Here is a 19,740-nt window from a genome sequence, read left to right on the forward strand (position 1 = left end):
TCATTTCAATGTCAGATACATTATTTCTTCACTTCTCACTACGCCAATTAATTTAGTATTTGCGGTTTTAGAAATTTTACCTGCAACAACACTTGGTATTGCAACATTAAAATCCGACATTGAAATAGGATAATTACAGGAAATCTGTATGCCTTCAGGAACTCGTTTTATAAAAGCTTTCATGTCAATTATTTTCGTTTTTCCGTGAAGGTAAAGTTTGCCTGTTACATCATATTCTTTTTCACTTCCGTCGACGTTTTTTAGATCAAATTTTTCAATTTTACCTTTAAAAACAGCTTTCGGATATCGATTACTTTCTAAATAATTTTGATTAAAATGAGTTTGCATTAAATCCATTTTAAAAAGAAAATCTTTTACAGCAACACTACAAATCAATGTGCTGCTTTCAGGTTCAAGAACTATTGTTCCAAGCTTATTTACCGCTGTAACTTCTTCAAAAAAAGGAATTGAAGCTTCAAAATTGACAATTGCCGTACTGGTTTTAAATTTATCCTGAGCAAGTGTAGAAAACGTAGCAAAAAGCAGCATTAATACAGTAATTTTTTTCATAATCGTCATCAATTAAACAATTATGTCATTCGGATTTTTTTGTTTTAAGAAGAGAAAAACTGAACTTAAATATAAGTTTAAAAAAAGAGAATGGCAGTATTCCGTGAAAAATATAGCAACATAATGATTGTAATTAAAGTTACGAAAATTTTCTGCTGTTAGATGTCGTTTTTGTGCTAAATATTTGTGAAATGTTTTTTGTCAATTTATAATGGATACTCCCTACGAACAATATCATTAAGTTATGCTTTATAGAAAATAAAATTAATCTCGCAAAGGCGCTAAGACGCAAAGTTTAAACACAATATTGTCATCTCGACGCAGGAGAAATCACACACGTAATTCCGTACCTAAATTCGCTAATCTTTGTCGAGTTTCTAGTGTGATTTCTCCTGCGTCGAAATGACAAATATTTGCGATTTTCCACGAGATTTATTTATTTTATCCTTGCACTTCTGTACAAATCTCAATTAAAAAACCATCTAAATCTCTCACATACGCCACAATTTGTCCCCATGGTTTTTGCGTGGGTTCTTTTACTAATATTGCTCCAAAAGAAGTTGCTTTTTGAACCAATTCTGCTACGTCATCAGTAATAAATCCTATCTCAATTGCAAAAGGTTTATCTTCTAAACTGCTTTCGATAAAACCTTCACTTAAATTTTGGGCGGCTAATTTTTTTGATGCAAATGAAATTGTTGTTTCGCCGGTAATTAATTCTCCGTAATCATTTTCGGGTGTTACAAATTTTCTTGAAAATCCAAATGTACTTTCATAAAATGTAACTGACTTTTCTACATCTTCTACATATAAAATTGTATAGCCAAACTTTACCATATTCTAAATTTGAGTGATTATATATTTCTAACTTATTTCTATCAATACATTATACTTGTCTAAAGTTGCCAAATCTTCGATCGAGTTTACATTGGTAATTTTAGCATGTTCTTCAACTTCTTTTTTAGCTTCAATTTGTTTGATGCATTTTCTAAAACGACGAACTTCATCTAAATTAGACAAAATCAATCCGGGAACTTGCACGCTCTTGCCTTCTTTATCTTTAGCGACCATTGTAAAATAAGATGAATTACAATGTTTTATTGCTCCTGTCTGAATATTTTCGGCCACAACGCGAATCCCCACAATCATAGAACTTCTGCCTACGTAATTTACAGAAGCTTTCATTGTTACTAATTCTCCAACTTCTATAGGTTTCAAAAAATTCACGGTGTCAACCGAAGCCGTTACGCAATAATTTCCGCAGAATTTTGATGCACAGGCAAATGCAATCTGATCCAGTAATTGCAAAATATATCCTCCGTGAATTTTTCCGCTAAAATTAGTATGGGACGGCAGCATCAATTCTGAAATACTGATTTTTGATGATGTTACCGGTTTAAAGTCTGTAGTCATATTTTATTTATATTTAAATGGGGAATTTTCTTTTTGAACAGCAGTGATAAAAAAATGGGAATCTCCCCACCAGCTAAAAGTTCTGTATCGTTCAACATAAGTCAGTTTTACATATTGACCTTGTAATTCGTTCAGTTGTTCTATTACTTTTTTATCGCTGTCTAAAACCGAAAAGCTAAAAATTTGCGATCCTGAAACTCCCTGACTCAATTCACCTTCCCAGGTTTTCATCATTACGCCTTTATGGCTCATCCTGATTAATTCGCCGGAACGATATCCTTCGCTGTATGAAACATAGTAGATAAAAGCAAAATAAGCTGCTAAACCCAACACACACATTGCCGCGATAATTAGTAAAATTCGTTTCATAGATTTTAATTTAATAATTGATTTTCATCTTCTGTTGAAGCTCTTGCAATAATATTTTCCGGAAGTGACTTTTTAGCCTTCGCTCCCATTTTTTTTAATTTTTCGACACTTGAAATCAGGTTTCCTCTGCCGTCAACAAGTTTGCTCATTGCATTTTCGTATTCGGTTTTAGTGTCTTTAATTTTATTTCCAATTCTAAGTAAATCGGCTACAAAACCTTCAAATTTATCATATAATGCACCGGCTTGTCTGGCAATTTCAAAAGCATTTTCCTGTTGTTTTTGATTTGCCCACATGCTGTCAATAGTCCGCAAAGTTGCCAATAAAGTTGTGGGCGTAACAATTACAATATTGCGGTCAAATGCTTTGTTGTATAAACCGGAATCCTGGTTTAAGGCAATCGCAAAAGCAGGTTCTATTGGAATAAATAGCAAAACAAAATCCGGACTTTCTATTTGATATAAATCATGATAATTTTTATTACCGAGTTGCTCTACGTGCCGTTTAATTGAATTTACGTGTTCTTTTAAATAATCAATTTTAAGAATTTCAGATTCTTCGTTGATCCATTTTTCATACGCAACTAAGGAAACTTTAGAATCCACAATCATTTTTTTACCATCGGGTAAATTGATGACAACATCAGGGAAAACGCGGTTTCCTTCGTTAGTGACAAAGCTCTGCTGCACTTCATATTCTCGCCCTTTTTCAAGACCTGATTTTTCTAAAACACGCTCAAGAACAAGTTCTCCCCAATTTCCCTGCATTTTATTATCGCCTTTTAAAGCTTTTGTCAGGTTTAGGGTTTCTTTGCTCATTTGCGCATTCATTTCGCTTAAGCCAATAATTTGCTGACGTAATGCTGCATGATAATCAATACTTTCTTTATGGGTTTGTTCTACTTTTTGTTCAAAAAACTGAATTTTATCTTGTAAAGGAAGCAAGATACTTTTCATGTTTTCGCTATTTTGTTCTGTAAATTTTGCTGATTTTTCTTCGAGAATTTTATTGGCTAAGTTTTCAAATTCTTTGGTGAATTTTTCCTGTAGTTCTGTTATTTCGCTTTTTTGTTCTTTATGACGTTCCCATAAATTTTCAAAATCTACTTCTTTTTTAGAAAGCTGAATTGCCAGACTGTCTTTTTCGGTTCTGATGTTTTCTTTTTCTGAAGCAGATAAATGAAGCTGTTTTTCAAAAATAATTCTTTCTCTTTCAAATTGCTCTTTCTGCATTTGCAACTGATGGATGTGCGCATTCAATCGTTCTTCTAAACTTACTTTTTCTGATTGAAATCTAGCCGAAAACAGCATTTTCCCTAAGTAAACACCTATGAATAAAGCAATAACAAAAGCCAGTAAATAAGGTAAAAACTCGAACATAAATAACTTTATTTTTTAAAGTAAAAGTAAGCAATAATGCGTAGTACTTAATTTTTAAAATTGGAATTTCACTAATTAGTACTTATTCTAAATTTAATAAACATTTAAAAGCTCGCAGTTAATTTTATGATTGAGCAAAAAAATATTTTTTTTCACGCAACCATTTCAAATAATACACATCTACCATATATAAACCTATTAAAATTTTACCATGAAAAAATTAATGTTAAGCTTGTTTATAGCTTTTGGATTCAGTGCCTGCTCTCTTAATAATGACGATTTAAATGTTGATTGCGGAGCGAGCGAAGATAAAGTTTTTACAGGATTTCCACTTTTATGCTCATATAGTGTCAACACATTGCCTAATAATCCCACTCTTGTTTTGGTTGGTTCTGACTCAACAATGAAAACTTTATTCACAAAACATGAAACTAGTTGTCCTAATAGTACTGATACTCCTATCGATTTTTCTAAAGAAATTTTGGTTGGACTTTTTGCAGGTTTAAAACCAACAAACGGATATTCAATTAAAATAACGAGCATTGTAGAAAACAAATGCGAAATTTTAATTAACTATTACGAAAAAGCACCGCAAGCTGGTGAAACTCTTACGCAAGGACCGAGTTATCCTTCAGATTTTATTTTGATTCCAAGAACCAGTAAACAAATTCTTTTTAATAAAACTACTGAAACTACTGATAATATTGTTGTAGGAACTTTTAGTAAACAATGCACGGGCGCTGATTGTCAAAAATTCTTTCAGATAAACGATTTCAACATTTTAAAATTCTTAAATGTTGCTGCCGGAGGTTATGATTTTAGTCAGTACAGATATACTGCAACAACTAAAAAAGGTGATTATACGCTTTTCCTGAAAAATGTACCAACTGAAATTTTAAACTTAAAAGGGCAAACTAAGACTTACGGAACTCCTGATGCGGCTGATCATGGCGGTGTTTATTTTGAACTTCGTCAAGGTATAACAGTAACTAAAGTTTTTATTGACAATACTGATACTTCGGATCAAAGTGCTGAAGTAAAAGTTTTCAAAAAAGCGATTCAGGATAAAATTACAGCTTTAAAATAATCTAAATTATGAAAAAACATTTCTTCTTATTTATTGTGGTGTCTTGCCTTTTTTCTTCGGCATATTCATTAGAATCAACAAACGCAGGTTCAGGATCTATTATAAACACATGGATCTGGGAAAAATCGATGGGAGGAAATAGCAATCCTTACACGGCAACTCCTAAAACTATTGGTTTTAATAAAAAAGTCGTTTTTACACCAAACGGTCGTGTAATCACTTACAAAAATGATGTTGAAATTAGAAATAGTACGTATCAGGTAGAAAAAGGCATCAGCTTTTTTGACAAGTCACAACATGACCTGATTACCTTTGAAGGGAAGACTTATGTTATAGAAAACCTTGACAATCAAAACCTAACAATTGTTAGTAATAACGAAGATGCTGCTCGTACTATTTTTAAAAGATAGTTTTATAAGCTTATAACGACTATTTTTGCAAAACCAAACAATACCACTTTTTTGAAAGACGATTTAGAAAAATACATTAAGCTGTGCATAAAAAATGACAGAGAGGGACAACTGAAAATATATCAGTTGTTCTCTCCTGTTTTATATGGTATTTGCCTAAAGTATATGAAAAATGAGGATGATGCCAAGGATGTTTTTCAGGAAGCATTTGTCATTGTTTTTCAAAAAATAGGTCAGTATAAATTTGAGGGAAGTTTTGAAGGCTGGCTAAAACGTATTTTTATTAATAAACTGATTGAAACTTTAAATAAGAAGAAAAAAGAAAGTTTTTTTTTAGATGTTTTTGATCCTGATACGGATTTTGTGGAGGAGGAAGAATTAGATCCGATACCGATTGAACAAGAAAAATTGTTAGAATATATCCGGGATTTGCCTGATCAATATCGAACGGTTTTTAACTTGTATGTTTTCGAAAAAATGAAACACAAAGAAATTGGCGAATTATTAAAAATCTCCGAAGGAACATCAAAATCAAATTTAAACCGCGCCAAGCAAATATTGCAAAAAAGAATACTGAGCATAAAAAATTTTAAAATAGCATGAAAAAGCAAAATATAGAAGATATTTTTTCATCAATGGAAGACTTTTCAAGTGTTCCGCCACCAGAATTATGGGGGCAAATTGAGGAAAAACTAGACAAACCTAAAAAGAAAAAAAGAGCTATTCTTTGGTGGTCGGCTGCGGCATGCTTATTATTAGGATTAATGCTTCCTTCTGTTTTACATTTTAACTCGGCTTCAGGAATCAAAACTATAAAAAATGATGCTCTTGATAATAGCGTTGTTCTTGATGATCAAAAAAATAATTCAAATACAAATAAAACAATTTCTGCTCCGGAAAATAATACTTTAGAAACTACAACTTCTGAAAAAAAATCAAATGATACCGAATCAGTTTCATCTGTAGTAAACAAGATTAATCAAGTTGGAAATTCTCAAAAAAATCAAAATCAAAAAACGACAGTTGCTCATTCTGATGCCAAAAACAAAAATAATTCTGATGTTTTAAATCCAACAGCAAATACCGGAATAGTAAATAATAATAATAAGGCTGTAGCCGAAAAAGTTTCTGTTTCAAATCACAAAAACGGTTTTAATTCTGATTCAAAAAATCAGATTGCAAATGTGGATGAAAAGATTTCTAATGCAAGTTTAACTAAAAAAGCTTCTGTTTCAAATCAGAAAAATGGTTTCAATTCTGCTTCACAAAATGAGGTTGCAAATGTGGACGAAAAAGTTTCTAATACAACTTTAACTAAAAAAGCGTCTGTTTCAAATCAAAAAAATGGATTCAATTCTGATTCAAAAAATCAAATTGCAAATGTGGATGAAAAGGTTTCTAATGCAACTTTAACGAAAAAAGCATCTGTTTCAAATCAAAAAAATGGATTTAATTCTGACTCACAAAATCAAATTGCAAATGTTGATAAAAAGGCTTCTAATACAACTTTAATTAAAAAAGCTTCTGTTTCAAATCAGAAAAATGGATTTAATTCTGGTTCAAAAAATCAGATTGCAAATGTGGATGAAAAAGTTTCTAATGCAACTTTAACTAAAAAAGCGTCTGTTTCAAATCAAAAAAATGGATTTAATTCTGGTTCACAAAATAAGATTGCAAGTGCTGATAAAAAAGCTTCGGATAAAGTTTTAGCTGAAAAAACTTTTGGTAAAAAAAATCCATTTAATCCAACTTCAAAAAATCAATTGTCTAAATCATTTTTTGAAGATCAATCGGCTTCAAAAAAGAGTTCCAATATTGCTTCTAATGCTGCAAAATCAAATTTAAATGGGAATCCAAAAACTTTAAATGAGAGCATTACAAAACAAAATAACGGAAGTTTAATTACTGAGAAACAAATTGCAGACAACCAAAAAAGCAATTCAAAATTTAAAGATGTTTTAAGCCCACAAGATTCTGTTCAATTAGCCGAACTTCAAAATTTAGAAAAAGGAATTATCACTCCACAAACTCCTGAAGAGAAAATAGAAAAGGAAAAAAATCCGGTTTCTAACGCTGAAAAATGGGCTGTTGAAGTTTTTGCAGGAGTTGCGAGTTCTGAAAATTATAAAAATGATAAAACTTTAGGCAACGAAAATGATTCTAAACAAAGTAATTCCTACGGTGTAAAAACCAAGTATAAAATTAACAAAAAATGGGCTGTTGCTTCTGGTTTTAAAATAAATGAATTAGGTCAAAGTGTGGCAAATGTTTCATATCTGAGTGCAAAAAACAATGCTTTTTTTAGTTCCAGTGATTATTTTAATCTGAATACAACGGCTGCAGCACCGCGAATTGCAGCAAGCTCTGATGTTGTTTTTGTACCTACAGCGACTGCAAATGCTCTGAAACAAAATAATATTGAAAGTAATAATATTCAAAGTGGAAATTTAGATCAAAACTTGCGATATATCGAAATGCCTCTAGAGGTTTCGTATTCTATTTTTAGTAAAAACAAAGCAAGTATTAATTTAAATACTGGAGGTTTTGTTGGGAAACTGATTTCGAATAATGTGGCGTTAGATGGTAATTCGATTGGTCAAAATGTAAATGCGAATAATTATGTTTATGGTTCTACATTGAGCAGTACTTTACAATATCGTGTTTATAAAAAGACAAATTTTTTTGTTGAACCTGCGATGAATTATTACATCAATCCATTAAACAATCAATCTTTTAATCAGTTTCAGTGGGGATTAAATTTTGGATTGAATGTTTCTTTTTAAAGTTCTTTTTGTGGTAATTTTACCAAAATAAATTTAAAAGAATCTCCATAAATGACAATCAAAAACAATTGGAATGGTCTAAAATCATTGCCTAAAGATCTTATTATTGTTAAAGAATTGGTTTACGATTGCTGTAATTATGATGTAACAGAACCTCAACCGGAAACTGAAAGCAAAGAATATGACGCTTACAGATTTCAATTAAATGGAAACCAAATTTGTTACAGAACAGCAAAAATAACTCCGACTAAAACGGGTCAGTTTGTAACTTTATGGAAACGTAATAAAACAGGAATAATTGAACCTTTTGATTTTCTTGACACGATAGATTTTGTAATTGTAAGTGTCCGGAAAAATGATTTATCAGGTCAATTTATTTTTCCAAAAAATATTTTACTTGAAAAAGGAATTTTTTCTACGGAATTTAAAGAAGGAAAACGAGCTACAAGAGTTTATCCGCCTTGGGATGAAACGACAAGTAAACAAGCACAGAAAACCCAGCAATGGCAATTGGATTATTTTTATAATATAACGCCTGATCTGGATTTAGATACATTCAAAGCTTTATTTTAACATAAAAAAGAGGCATCCACTAAAATAATTGCGGATACCTCTTTTAAATTTTAAAAGAATTCTTATTTCTTTATAATCTTACTTTTAAAGACAATTTTATTATTTTCTGTCAAAGTATAAATATAGATTCCGGATTGTAAATGACTTACCGAAACCGCTGTTGTACTTATATCCTGATTTGCATTTATTTCGATAGGATTCGAAACTAAATGACCAGAAATGTCATAAATTTTTAATTTCAGATTTTTATCATTATTCGTTTTTACCACAACATTTAAAACATCTGTTGTTGGATTAGGGAACGCTTGTACAAAATATCCGTTTTTAGTTTCATAATCAATTGTAGATAAGTTTGTCGCTTTTAATTCGAAACGTGCAATTACCGGTCCGTGGTCAGAAGTTGTGTTGGTATAATTTGCAATATCTGTACGTGGATCATAAACGGCAATAGAATTTTTAATGTACTGATCGTTTAATTCATTAGAAATCGTAATGTGATCAAGGAATCCGCTTGAACTTAAATAACTAAAGGCTCCAGCCTTACTAATATCTAAAGTAAGCGCGTTATAATTTACGATATCATCTACAAACATCTTGTAAGACGAAGGATTTGGAGTAATTACAGATGCTTTTACGTCATCATTATAATCTCCTAAAATAACTAAATTAGAATTTGCATAATAAAGATCTAAACTGTCTTTTAAAACCTGAGCGTCATATTTACGCATGTTGTATTTTGAAATATCAGTTCCGCTGTTTGCACGTGCGTGAAGATCAACTAAATTAAGCAGTTTTTTTACTCCGCCAAGATTAGTTTCGATCTGAACCATATAAGGCAAACGTCCTGATGAGAAAAAGCTTGCGCCATTACCGCCCGGATAACTTGGTAAAGTTGTAGTTCCTGCACGAACCTGATCGTATAAATCCTTAAACATTACGCGGGTATTTGTTACCGTTGCTGTTTGTGTATTATAGATTACTACTAATTTTTGAGGTGGAAAATTTGCTTCAGGTGCATTAAAGGAATAAGACCATGATGTTGAAATTGTTTTATCAAATGTTTTTCCGTTGATACTGATCTTTTGAATTAACGCATCTAAAGCAGGTTCATCTGACACTTCCTGAACTACATAAACATCTGCATTAAGCTTGTTCATTACTTTAGCAACATTTTCAATTTGTAACGCATTATCAGTTGGACCAAATTCAACTCCGTCTGTACCTTTAACATTTGTACCAAAAAACTCTAAGTTGTAAGTTACAATATCAAAAGTATCTGCTTTTGGCAAAGAAGATCCTGTTACAGAACCAATTGTTTTGTTTAAAGAAGTTCCTGTTACTGTAAATACTCCTGAAATAGTTAATGCCTTTACCGAAGGGGCAAATCTAACATAAACTGTTTTTCCTGCTGCTGCATCGGCATCAGTAACAATAACATTAGATTGAAATGTACTATTATCCAGAGATATTTGATAATCTGCAGGAGCTGCAATTGTAATATCATTGTAACCGCTTGCTTTAAATACAAAAGACTGACTTGCAGAAAGAGCATTTGGTAATACATCTCCAAAATCTAAAATAGGATTTGCAGCTACATAACCAATTTCGTTTGTAATAGCTACATCATCTAAAGACCATTCTGCTGCATTATTTGTACCTCCAGCTGTAGTTACATAAACCCAGGCTAAGTAAGTATGATTGGTTTTATAATTTCCTAAATTTATAAATTGTGATTGTGCGTAAGTTCCGGTTGTAGTTGGAAAATTACCAGGCAATTCTGTCCAAGTAGCAGTTTCAGGATTGCTTGTTCCGTCATAATCTGTAGAAACCATTAATTTTAAATCAGTTCCTGCGTAAAATTTACGAGAGAAAAATGATAATAAAGGAAATTGGCTAAAATTATCTAAACGTAATTTTGGCGAAATCAACCAATCTTTACTTGCTCCGCTATCAGAATAACCATTCATAATTACTGCACCAAGACCTGAATTTATATTTCTTGCTACAGTAGTTGGTGTCCATTTATTTAAAGCACCAGCTACATTATATTGTGTCCAGCCGCTATTTGTTAAAACATTTGGATCATTAAAACCTTGCACATAAGGATTAATTCCTGTTCCTGTAAGTGTTACTAATTTTGTAGTTGCACCAGTTGTTTCATGAGATATTTGTCCTGAAAAACTACCTGTTGCATTTGGAGTAAACTTAACATAAACTGTTGGCGTTGCATTTAAATCAAAAGCCGAAGCTACAAATGTCAACGAAGTTCCAAAAGTAATACCATCACTTGAAATCGTGAAATTTCCTGTAGACGTTACTGTTACATCTGTACCAATATTGCTTCCCTGAATTTGGTAACTTGCTATGTTTGAATCATAATTAGTTTCTGAAAATCCTAAATCAATCGCATTAATTGTTGTTGATAAAGAGGGAACCACAACGCTTAACGTTGTAACATCTAATTGATTAGAAACTGCCTGAATGTTTCCGAAAAGATCTTCTGAAACTGAAAAAACGGAATAAGCTGTATCAAGGTCTAAACCTGAAAAAGTTTTAGAATAAACCTGAGATTGATCAGCAATATCTAAAAATCCTGATTGTAAAGCTGCAAGATCATCTGCATTATTACCTACTTTAATTTGAGCAACTGTTGGCGTTGCACTTCCAGAAGGTAATAAAACAAAATACGTTTTACCTGGTTCATCTAATTTATTAGAAAAATCAAAACCTCCGGATAAAATATTTTCTGCTTTTGGATAACCTGTTTCATTTATCGGTGCTGTATTATCACTTCTGATATCTACATTATCAATAGTAAAAGAAGGACGGGAACCTCCTCCGGAAACTTGTCTCGAAATCCATCTTATTTGTACTACAGGCTGATTATCACAATCTGCCGGTAAAGTTACTTTTATTGTTTTTAAATTTTGCGGAGCTGTAACAGCCGTTACTTGTTTTACATCATTATTTGAATAAGCAGTTGGCAATAATGTAATAAAAGCAGAACCAGTTCCTACTCTATATTGCAAAACCATTTCATTAATACGAGTATTATTTGCAGGTACATCATAAGGATTACGAATTGTCATTGCATCAAATTTAACCTGTATCGCAGTTTGTCCTGTTGTGGTAAATGCAAAACCGATAGCCAGATCAAGCGAACCTGTATTTAAAAATCCAATTTTACCATCATAATTATGAAAATTACCACTGCTGGTAACCGCTGTACTGCTGGCAACTAAAGCCCTGTCAGCAGTCATAGTTGCTCCGGTCAAAAAAGTCGCCCCTGGAGATATTCCTGCTGTCCATCCTTGAAAACCTGAAGGATAAGTTGTAGAAGTAGCAGCTAACCCACTAAAATTTTGTGTATAAGGCAATGTTTGTGCCGCTGGCATTGTCTGAGCAAAAAGATTGCCTGACAAGCAACAAAAAAAACTTAAAAAAGCCATGAGATGGCGTACAGAGTAAATGTTTTTCATACGTTTAAAAAAATAGAGTTTTTAGAGGTCAAATTTATAGACTCTAAAGTTAAGCCAATATTGTGAAACCATAAACTTATTGTTTCTCATTTTATGAACATACAATAACAAAATTCAATTTATTTATAAATTAATTAAACAATTACTACAGTTATATTGACTTTACAACATTATGTATTATTGTGAGAATTCACTCAGGCACATCACTTAACAAGATAAAACTTTATTTAAACTGATTAAAAGCAACAAAAAAGGCTATCTCAAATTAAGATAGCCTTTTATAATTTATACAAAAAAACCTTATATGGCTGTATAACCACCATCGGCAATTATGTAACTTCCGGTTGTGAATGAAGATTTTTCTGAACTTAAAAAAACTACTAATGCTGCAATTTCTTCAACGGTCCCTAAACGATTCATCGGCGCTTTTGCTGCAATAGTGATCATAGCATCATTATTAAGATGGTCTTTCAACAAAGCTGTTTCAATATAACCGGGACCAACTGCATTGCAACGAATATTTTTTAGTGCATATTCTGCAGCAATATTTTTAGTCAAACCTACAACTCCGTGTTTTGATGCCGTATATGCCGGACTTAATGGCGCAGCAACTTGCCCGTGAATAGAGGCAATATTTACAATACTTCCTCCCCCGTTTTTTTCCATTTGTTCTAATTGATAACGGCAGGCATAAAAAACTCCGCTTAAATTTAAGGCAATTACCTTATCCCAGGCTTCCGGCTCATATTCTCCCGTTGGCTTTGCCGGACCTCCCATTCCTGCGTTGTTGCAGGAAATATCCAGTCGGCCATATTTAGAAACGGTTACTTCAACCATATGTTTATTGTCGCTTGCGCTTGACGAATCTCCTTTTACAAAAAAAGCTTCTCCACCATTATCCTTTATAATTTTTACGGTTGCTTCGCCGTGTTCAACGTTAATATCTGAAAGTACTACTTTTGCTCCTTCGCGAGCGTAAGCTTCTGCAACTGCACGTCCAATTCCTGAACCACCACCAGATACAAAAGCAACCTTGTTTTCTAAAAGTGCCATTTTTAATATATTTAAAATTATACTACAATTTACGAAGATATTAACCGGCAACGTCCATGAAAACAGAGTTTAGAATAACATTAATGCTGATTGCCAATCAAATGTTATTTTAGAAAAAAAGCCGAAAATCAGCAAAAAATTCATTATTTAAAAGGAAGAATTATTCTTCATCTAATTTCATATTTCCACGGTCTTTATGACTTTCAGGATTTGAATTAGGATATCGGTTTGGTGTTACATCTGAGTTTAGATCTTTGTTTTCAACGGTTTTTTTTGCCTCTTCTTCTGTAGTAACTCCGCGATTTCCATTTTCTTTTGTATTTCCTGAGTTATCCGGAACTTCATTTATTTCTTCATTTTCATTTCGAGCTCTGTCCACAACTTCTTTATTTCCATCTTGATCTGTTACGACTTCTTTTTTCATCTCTGATTTATGAGATTCTGTATCATGAGAAATATTTTTTCCTTTAGATTCATCTATATCTTTTTGTACTCCATTTATCTTTTTTGATCCTAAATTATTAGTTTCCATAATTTTATATTTTAGCGTTAGTATTATAATATTACGAATTCTCAGGCTAAAAATTAAGTGCTTTAACATTGCTTTTGGTTTATTTAGCCAATATTTTAATTCCTTATCAAACAAAACTATCTTTGCCACAAAAAAAGCAAACATGCACAGACACTTCATTCTTTTTAAACCTTATGGCTATTTAAGCCAATTTATCTATGAATTAAAAAGAAAGAAAAAACTTTTAGGCGAATTGCACGATTTTCCTGATGGAACAATGGCAATTGGCAGACTCGACGAAGATTCTGAAGGATTGCTTTTACTGACTACGGACGGAAAAGTAAGCGAACAAATAAGAAGCAAAAAAGTCGACAAAGAATATTATGTTCAGGTTGATGGCGTTATAACTCCCGAAGCTATTGAAGAATTGCAAAAAGGTGTTGAAATAGGTTTTGATGGCGGAAAATACAAAACTAAACCTTGTTCTGCTTTTATTGTTACCGAAATTCCTGATTTTGGACCACGAGCAAAAAAAATACGGGACGAACGCCACGGACCAACTTCCTGGGCATCAATAACGGTGAATGAAGGAAAGTTTCGTCAGGTTCGAAAAATGACCGCAGCAGTTGGTTTTCCCACTTTGCGATTAGTTCGCGTTCGGATAGGAAATGTATATTTGCAAAACCTAAAAGCCGGAGAAGTTTTAGAAGTTTCTGATTTTTTTAAATTAGAAAATGTGTCAATTTGAAAATTAGATAAGTCTTTAATTTACGACCAAACAAATTAACAATTAACCAAATAAACGATAATGCTAAACGTTGTTCTTGTAGAACCGGAAATCCCAAACAATACCGGAAATATTGGTCGGTTATGTGTAGGTACAGAAAGTAGATTACATTTAATTCATCCGTTTGGGTTTGTGATTAATGATAAAAACCTGAAACGTTCCGGATTGGATTATTGGGTACATCTTGACGTTACCGAATATCAAAACATCGAAGAATGGATCAGTCAGATTCCGGATCAATCACGTGTTTTTTTAATGAGTTCTCATGCCGAAAAATCATATCTTGAAACTGATTTCCAAGATGGCGACTGGTTGGTTTTCGGGAAGGAAAGCGTTGGTTTAAGCGCGGAAGTTTTGGCACGTTTTGAAAATCATTTAACGATTCCGATGTCAAAATTAATCCGAAGCTTTAATATTGCGAATTCTGTGGCTTTTGTAGTTGGTGAAGCGAAACGTCAGATTAAGTTGAAGGTTTAAATATGAGACCAATTATTGATGTAAATAATTTAAGTTATTCTAAAGAAATATTAATTTATTATACAAGAACAAATATTCTTTTGAGAATATTACTTTTAATTGGACTTGTCGTTGCTTCAATATATTTTCTAAATCAGAATCAATCTCTGGTATCTCTTATTTTATCGGGTATTTTTCTATTTCAAATCCCTTATTTAATTAAAGAAATAAAGAGAATTGATGAAGTTCAATTTAGAATTAATTCCAAAGGAATTCAATATCGAAATTTAATTCTGGTCCCGTGGAGCAATATTGAAAATGAAAGAGTAGTTACTGAATATATAAACGAAAAAAATCATACTGATTACTTCATTTATTTTATCATTGATTCAGGTCAGATAATGAAATTTGATCTTGCAAATTTAAGCACAGATATCAGTGAATTATCGCTTACGCTTACTATTCATCGAAATAGATATAAAAAGGAAAACAACATAGTTTAATTATAAGCTTCATTTTGAAATTAAAGCAAATGAAGGTCTCATAAAACTAATTTTTTAGCCCTGATGGAAACGGCATCCTTTTGTGGCGGTTCCGAAACTTTGGGAGCCACAAAAGATATAGTGCACAGAAGGATTAGCTCCTGAAAAAACTCTAAGTAATTATAAACTTCTCTATTTCATTTCAAGCTCCAAAGGAGCGTTATATTTATAGATAATATTAAATTTCCAATCGAAGCTCCATCGGAGCGATATCTTAATTCGTGAGTTGATAATAAATATTTCACCCCGATGGAGTTATAATAAAACACCCTTAACATTTCTATAAATATGATGTCCGCTAGGACTCAAAAAATCTATTTAATTATAAATTTCCATCTTTTATTTCAAGCTCCAGAGGAGCGTTATATTTATAGATAATATTAAATTTCCAACCGAAGCTCCAGCGGAGCGATATCTTAATTCTCCAATGACAAATAAATATTTCACCCCGATGGGGTTCTAGTAAAACACGCTTAACATTTCTATAAATATAATGTCCCGCTGGGACTCAAAAATCCTAAGTAATTACAAACTTCCCTTTTTCGGCATCAAAAATAATATTTTCGTCTTTGAATAAAGTCGCGAAACTTCCTTTTGAAATCAAATGACAAGGTTCGTCCTGAACTATTAAATCTGGTGTCATAATAATCATTTCATCGCTTAACTGAATAGCCAAATCAATATCATGCGTCGAGAATAAAATGCATTTTTGGGTTTCCTGCGTTAGTTTTTTCAGCAATTTAAACAAGGAAACTTTGTGTAATAAATCAAGATGTGTGGTTGGTTCATCTAAAATAATCAGCGGAGTATCTTGTGCCAAAGCGCGGGCAATTAAAACTTTTTGTAATTGTCCGTCGCTGATTTCATAATGTTTTTTTTGAGCCAAATGTTCGATTTGAGTCAATTGTAATGCTTCATGAACTTTCTCGATATCTGTTTCAGTCAAAGTACCAATCCAGTTGGTGTAAGGCTGACGACCCAGTGCAACCAATTCAAAAACTGACAGATTACTTGGCGGCAATTTTTCGGTTAAAACCAAGCTTAAATTCTGCGCTAAATCTAGGGGTTTGTAGCTATTTATATTTTTATCATTTAGAAAAACATTTCCTTCTAAAGGTTGCTGGATTCCTGTAATAGTTCGTAACAAAGTCGATTTTCCAATTCCGTTTGCTCCTATTAATGAAATGAGTTTTCCTGATTTTAAATTCAAATTTAGATTCCGGGCAATAGTCACGGTTGTTTTCTTGGACTTATAGCCAATGGTTAAATTTGATGTTTGTAAAATGGTTTTCATTTTTTTAAAGTTGCTAAGTTTCTGAGTAACTAAGTTTCTGAATTTCTTCTATAGATTAAAATAATTTTAAGAATCTGTGAAAATCGGTTTAATCCGTACAATCAGTGGGCAATATATTTTACTGAAAATTTCTTTTTCGCATTAATAACCAGACAACAACCGGCGCTCCAATAATTGAAGTGATTGCATTGATTGGCAATGTGGTATCTAATCCGGGTAATTGCGAGGCAATATCGCAAAACAACATAATTATTCCGCCATAGAAAAAAGTACTCCAATATAAAACTGCATGATTACTGGTTTGAAAAGTCAGCTTTGCAATGTGCGGAACCGCTAATCCTATAAAAGCAATTGGACCCGCAAAAGCCGTTATGCTTCCTGCCAGAATACTCGTTGCAAATATGATTGTTAATCTCGATTTTTTATAATTCAAGCCCATGCTTTTAGCGTAATTTTCACCTAAAAGCAATGCATTTAAAGGTTTGATACTGCTGGCGCTTAAAAGCAAACCAATACCTACACAAACTGCTAAAACAGCAATTGACGTCCAGGAAAGATTTCCAAGATTTCCTAATGACCAAAAGGTAAATTTTTGCAATTGTTCGGCTGAACTAAAATATGTTAAAACGCCAACAATGGCGCTTGTAAAACTCCCAAACATAAGTCCTACAATTAAAATTGCCATTGTATTTCGCAACCTTTGCGCAACTAATAAAACTAGTAATAAAACCGAAACACTGCCTAATGTAGATGCTAATACAAGTGCGTATGGGGATAATAAAACCGAATTTAAAAACGACGGCAATAATCCTGCACCTAAAATTACAATTGCAACTGCCAAAATTGATCCTGAACTTAATCCTAAAACGTCAGGTCCTGCAAGCGGATTTCTAAATAAGGTTTGCATTAACAAACCGCTTATTGATAATCCTACTCCAACTAAAAATGCTGTTATTGCTTTAGGTAACCGGTAGTTAATAATTATATATTCCCAAGTTGATTTACTTGCCTGGCCACCTGTTAAACTGGTATAAACTTCCCTGAACGGAATTGTAATGGATCCTAAACTTACGTCCAGAAAAAACATTAACAAAAGTGCTAAACCAAGTATGGAAAACAGGATTATATTTCGCTTTTTATTTATCAATGATCTTAGTTTAATTTAGATGCAAAAGTAAATTCATAGCTTGGCAATAAATCAGGGTGAAAAATCTTGATATAATCTTTTAAAACTAAATCAGGTCGGCTTGGTGCCAATTCATAATAAACGGTTCCGCCGGTTGCGCCAAATTTACCTTCGAATGTATAAACGTTTTTATTTTTAAAAGCATCAAACTGACTGTAATGCGGATTTGTTTTTTCTATTTCGGCTAGAGATTTAAATGATCCGGAAGCAATCCAGAAATTTGCCGTTTTAGCTTTTACCAATATTTTTTCAAATGATAATCCTTCACTTCCTGTTCCTTTTAAATCTGCCCATAAATAATTTGCGTGAGCATCTTTCATAAATTGCGCCACCCAGCTATTTCCTTTTGCAACGTACCAAACATCCTCATACATAGAACCGTATAAAACGGTTGAAGTTGCAGGTTTATCGGCTACTAATTTTTTTGCCTGATTGTAACTCGTAACAATTTTATCAAATAATTCTTTTGCTTTTTCTTCTTTGCCAAATAATGCGCCGTAAAGCTTGATCCATTCTGCTTTTCCTAGTGGAGATTGTTCCATCCAATCGGCTTGGATTAATACATTTAGTCCGCTTTTTTTCAAGTTTTCCAATGCCGGATTATTGTTATCTACACCAAAAGTGACAATTAATTCCGGAGCTAGTTCAATTAATTGTTCAATGTTTAGTTTTTCATTTTCACCTACATTTTTAACGGAACCTTTATCGATTAAAACTCTGGTTTTTTCTGATGAAACATAATCGGTGTGAGGGAAACCAACTAATTTATCTTCAACTTCTAACATTTCCAAGAACGGAATATTGGTTGTTGATGTGACTACGACAGATTCTAAAGGAACTTTTATTGTGGTATATTTTTGTAAACTATCCGGAACTTTTGCTTCTTTTTCCTTTAAAACATAAGTGAATTTTGCATTTGCATTTGGCCACGGATCTGTAACGGTTACTGTAGTATATCCTTCGTGTTTTACTATAGAAAGTCCTGATGCATATTCGATACTATTTTTTGCAATTTCAGGTTTTGTAATTTCTGGAGTTTCATTCTTTTTACATCCAATAAGAACAAAAAAAGGTATAATAAAAATTAATTTGGGGAATAAATGTTTCATATATTGGTTATCTTATTATTTAAGGAATAGTTTTGATTTTTCCGTTTTATGCATATTTAAATCAACACCATTTCATAATTTACATTTTGATAGCAACAAAGGTAAGGCAATTTCTATTTTTTATGATTATCTTTATTCTTACAAAACCCAAAAAATACCATCTTTAACCTATGAACAGCATAAAAACAAAAGTTTGCCCGAGCTGTGAATCTTCTTTTAATTGTGGAGATATGTCAGCAGAAAGCAAATGTTGGTGCAATGACTTTCCTCCTATTTTTAATCTTTCTGAAGGAGGAGATTGCCTTTGTCCCGTTTGCTTTAAAGAGGCATGCGAAGACAAAATTGATGCTTATATAGAAACAATTACACCTCAAAAAGCGTTGAAAAACAAAGCGCTTTCTTTACCAAAACAAGAAAAACTTATTGAAGGGATTGACTATTATATCGAAAATGGCAGCTATGTTTTTAAAGCCTGGTTTCATCTAAAAAGAGGAACATGCTGTGAAAATGATTGTCGACATTGCCCTTATTAATTATAAATTATTAGTTATGGGTTATAAGTTATAAGTTTATGACAAATTTTAAACACTATCTTTTTTTGTGTTGGGATAGAAGCCAATGTCATTAAGTTAAGCTTTTAAAAAATAAAATTATTGCAAATCAAATCCGTTTTTATCCGCGTTTTTACGAAGTAAATCTGTTTTATCCGCGTCAAAATTAGACGCTGATTTTACTGATT

20 protein-coding genes are annotated in these 19,740 nt (G+C 32.4%); 9 read left to right on the forward strand and 11 right to left on the reverse strand.

The annotated features are described in order from the left end of the window. From ACHZDT_RS11500 to rmuC, 5 genes are all read right to left on the reverse strand, one after another. Complete coding sequence (locus ACHZDT_RS11500) at positions 1-570, reverse strand: YceI family protein (RefSeq protein WP_394774766.1); 570 nt, start codon at positions 568-570, stop codon at positions 1-3. Between the two features lie 441 nt (positions 571-1,011). After that, a complete protein-coding gene (locus ACHZDT_RS11505) occupies positions 1,012-1,407 on the reverse strand; it encodes a VOC family protein (protein WP_394774767.1) in 396 nt (131 codons plus the stop codon). A 27-nt stretch (positions 1,408-1,434) separates the two neighbouring features. After that, the gene (locus tag ACHZDT_RS11510) at positions 1,435-1,983 is read right to left on the reverse strand and encodes an acyl-CoA thioesterase (RefSeq protein WP_394774768.1); all 549 of its coding nucleotides are present in this window, start codon (positions 1,981-1,983) and stop codon (positions 1,435-1,437) included. Positions 1,984-1,986: 3 nt separating this feature from the next. Beyond that, entirely contained in the window at positions 1,987-2,352 is a 366-nt protein-coding gene (locus tag ACHZDT_RS11515; protein ID WP_394774769.1) for a 6-phosphogluconate dehydrogenase, read from the reverse strand. Between the two features lie 5 nt (positions 2,353-2,357). Beyond that, entirely contained in the window at positions 2,358-3,731 is a 1,374-nt protein-coding gene (rmuC, locus tag ACHZDT_RS11520) for a DNA recombination protein RmuC (protein WP_394774770.1), read from the reverse strand. Between the two features lie 211 nt (positions 3,732-3,942). Here rmuC and ACHZDT_RS11525 point away from each other — a divergent pair, with 211 nt between their 5' ends. The 5 genes from ACHZDT_RS11525 (at position 3,943) to ACHZDT_RS11545 (ending at position 8,584) form a co-directional block, all read left to right on the forward strand. After that, positions 3,943-4,818: a protease complex subunit PrcB family protein gene (locus ACHZDT_RS11525; protein ID WP_394774771.1), complete on the forward strand. Its 876-nt coding sequence runs from the start codon at positions 3,943-3,945 to the stop codon at positions 4,816-4,818. Between the two features lie 8 nt (positions 4,819-4,826). After that, positions 4,827-5,228 (forward strand): hypothetical protein, encoded by a 402-nt coding sequence (locus tag ACHZDT_RS11530; RefSeq protein WP_394774772.1) that lies wholly within the window; start codon positions 4,827-4,829, stop codon positions 5,226-5,228. Between the two features lie 126 nt (positions 5,229-5,354). After that, on the forward strand, positions 5,355-5,831 hold the full coding sequence (locus ACHZDT_RS11535) for an RNA polymerase sigma factor (protein ID WP_394774787.1): 477 nt from the start codon (positions 5,355-5,357) through the stop codon (positions 5,829-5,831). Continuing rightward, a complete protein-coding gene (locus tag ACHZDT_RS11540; protein WP_394774773.1) occupies positions 5,828-8,011 on the forward strand; it encodes a hypothetical protein in 2,184 nt (727 codons plus the stop codon). Before ACHZDT_RS11535 ends, ACHZDT_RS11540 begins: the two co-directional genes overlap by 4 nt. Before the next feature lie 51 nt (positions 8,012-8,062). Then, positions 8,063-8,584 carry a MepB family protein gene (locus ACHZDT_RS11545; RefSeq protein ID WP_394774774.1) on the forward strand — a complete coding sequence of 174 codons (522 nt, stop codon included), beginning with the start codon at positions 8,063-8,065 and terminating at the stop codon, positions 8,582-8,584. A gap of 62 nt (positions 8,585-8,646) precedes the next feature. On the opposite strand, the gene ACHZDT_RS11550 is transcribed toward ACHZDT_RS11545, so the two are convergent. From ACHZDT_RS11550 to ACHZDT_RS11560, 3 genes are all read right to left on the reverse strand, one after another. Continuing rightward, on the reverse strand, positions 8,647-12,063 hold the full coding sequence (locus ACHZDT_RS11550) for a choice-of-anchor J domain-containing protein (protein ID WP_394774775.1): 3,417 nt from the start codon (positions 12,061-12,063) through the stop codon (positions 8,647-8,649). A gap of 300 nt (positions 12,064-12,363) precedes the next feature. After that, the gene (locus tag ACHZDT_RS11555; protein WP_394774776.1) at positions 12,364-13,116 is read right to left on the reverse strand and encodes an SDR family NAD(P)-dependent oxidoreductase; all 753 of its coding nucleotides are present in this window, start codon (positions 13,114-13,116) and stop codon (positions 12,364-12,366) included. A gap of 160 nt (positions 13,117-13,276) precedes the next feature. Then, a complete protein-coding gene (locus ACHZDT_RS11560) occupies positions 13,277-13,648 on the reverse strand; it encodes a hypothetical protein (RefSeq protein ID WP_394774777.1) in 372 nt (123 codons plus the stop codon). Between the two features lie 142 nt (positions 13,649-13,790). On the opposite strand from ACHZDT_RS11560, the gene ACHZDT_RS11565 reads away from it, so the two are divergent. Genes ACHZDT_RS11565 through ACHZDT_RS11575 form a run of 3 tightly spaced genes read left to right on the forward strand, consistent with a single transcriptional unit; the run spans position 13,791 to position 15,373 of the window. Beyond that, complete coding sequence (locus ACHZDT_RS11565) at positions 13,791-14,375, forward strand: pseudouridine synthase (RefSeq protein ID WP_394774778.1); 585 nt, start codon at positions 13,791-13,793, stop codon at positions 14,373-14,375. A 60-nt stretch (positions 14,376-14,435) separates the two neighbouring features. Next, the gene (locus ACHZDT_RS11570) at positions 14,436-14,891 is read left to right on the forward strand and encodes a tRNA (cytidine(34)-2'-O)-methyltransferase (RefSeq protein ID WP_394774779.1); all 456 of its coding nucleotides are present in this window, start codon (positions 14,436-14,438) and stop codon (positions 14,889-14,891) included. A gap of 2 nt (positions 14,892-14,893) precedes the next feature. Next, positions 14,894-15,373: a hypothetical protein gene (locus tag ACHZDT_RS11575; RefSeq protein WP_394774780.1), complete on the forward strand. Its 480-nt coding sequence runs from the start codon at positions 14,894-14,896 to the stop codon at positions 15,371-15,373. Positions 15,374-15,929: 556 nt separating this feature from the next. Here ACHZDT_RS11575 and ACHZDT_RS11580 read toward each other — a convergent pair. From ACHZDT_RS11580 to ACHZDT_RS11590, 3 genes are all read right to left on the reverse strand, one after another. Then, entirely contained in the window at positions 15,930-16,706 is a 777-nt protein-coding gene (locus ACHZDT_RS11580; RefSeq protein WP_394774781.1) for an ABC transporter ATP-binding protein, read from the reverse strand. A gap of 118 nt (positions 16,707-16,824) precedes the next feature. Beyond that, the gene (locus ACHZDT_RS11585) at positions 16,825-17,853 is read right to left on the reverse strand and encodes an iron chelate uptake ABC transporter family permease subunit (RefSeq protein WP_394774782.1); all 1,029 of its coding nucleotides are present in this window, start codon (positions 17,851-17,853) and stop codon (positions 16,825-16,827) included. Positions 17,854-17,858: 5 nt separating this feature from the next. After that, positions 17,859-19,001: an ABC transporter substrate-binding protein gene (locus ACHZDT_RS11590; protein WP_394774783.1), complete on the reverse strand. Its 1,143-nt coding sequence runs from the start codon at positions 18,999-19,001 to the stop codon at positions 17,859-17,861. A gap of 230 nt (positions 19,002-19,231) precedes the next feature. On the opposite strand from ACHZDT_RS11590, the gene ACHZDT_RS11595 reads away from it, so the two are divergent. Beyond that, complete coding sequence (locus ACHZDT_RS11595; protein ID WP_394774784.1) at positions 19,232-19,534, forward strand: DUF5522 domain-containing protein; 303 nt, start codon at positions 19,232-19,234, stop codon at positions 19,532-19,534. Positions 19,535-19,740 lie beyond the last annotated feature (206 nt).

Source organism: Flavobacterium sp., assembly GCF_043722275.1.
Classification (GTDB): Bacteria; Bacteroidota; Bacteroidia; order Flavobacteriales; family Flavobacteriaceae; genus Flavobacterium.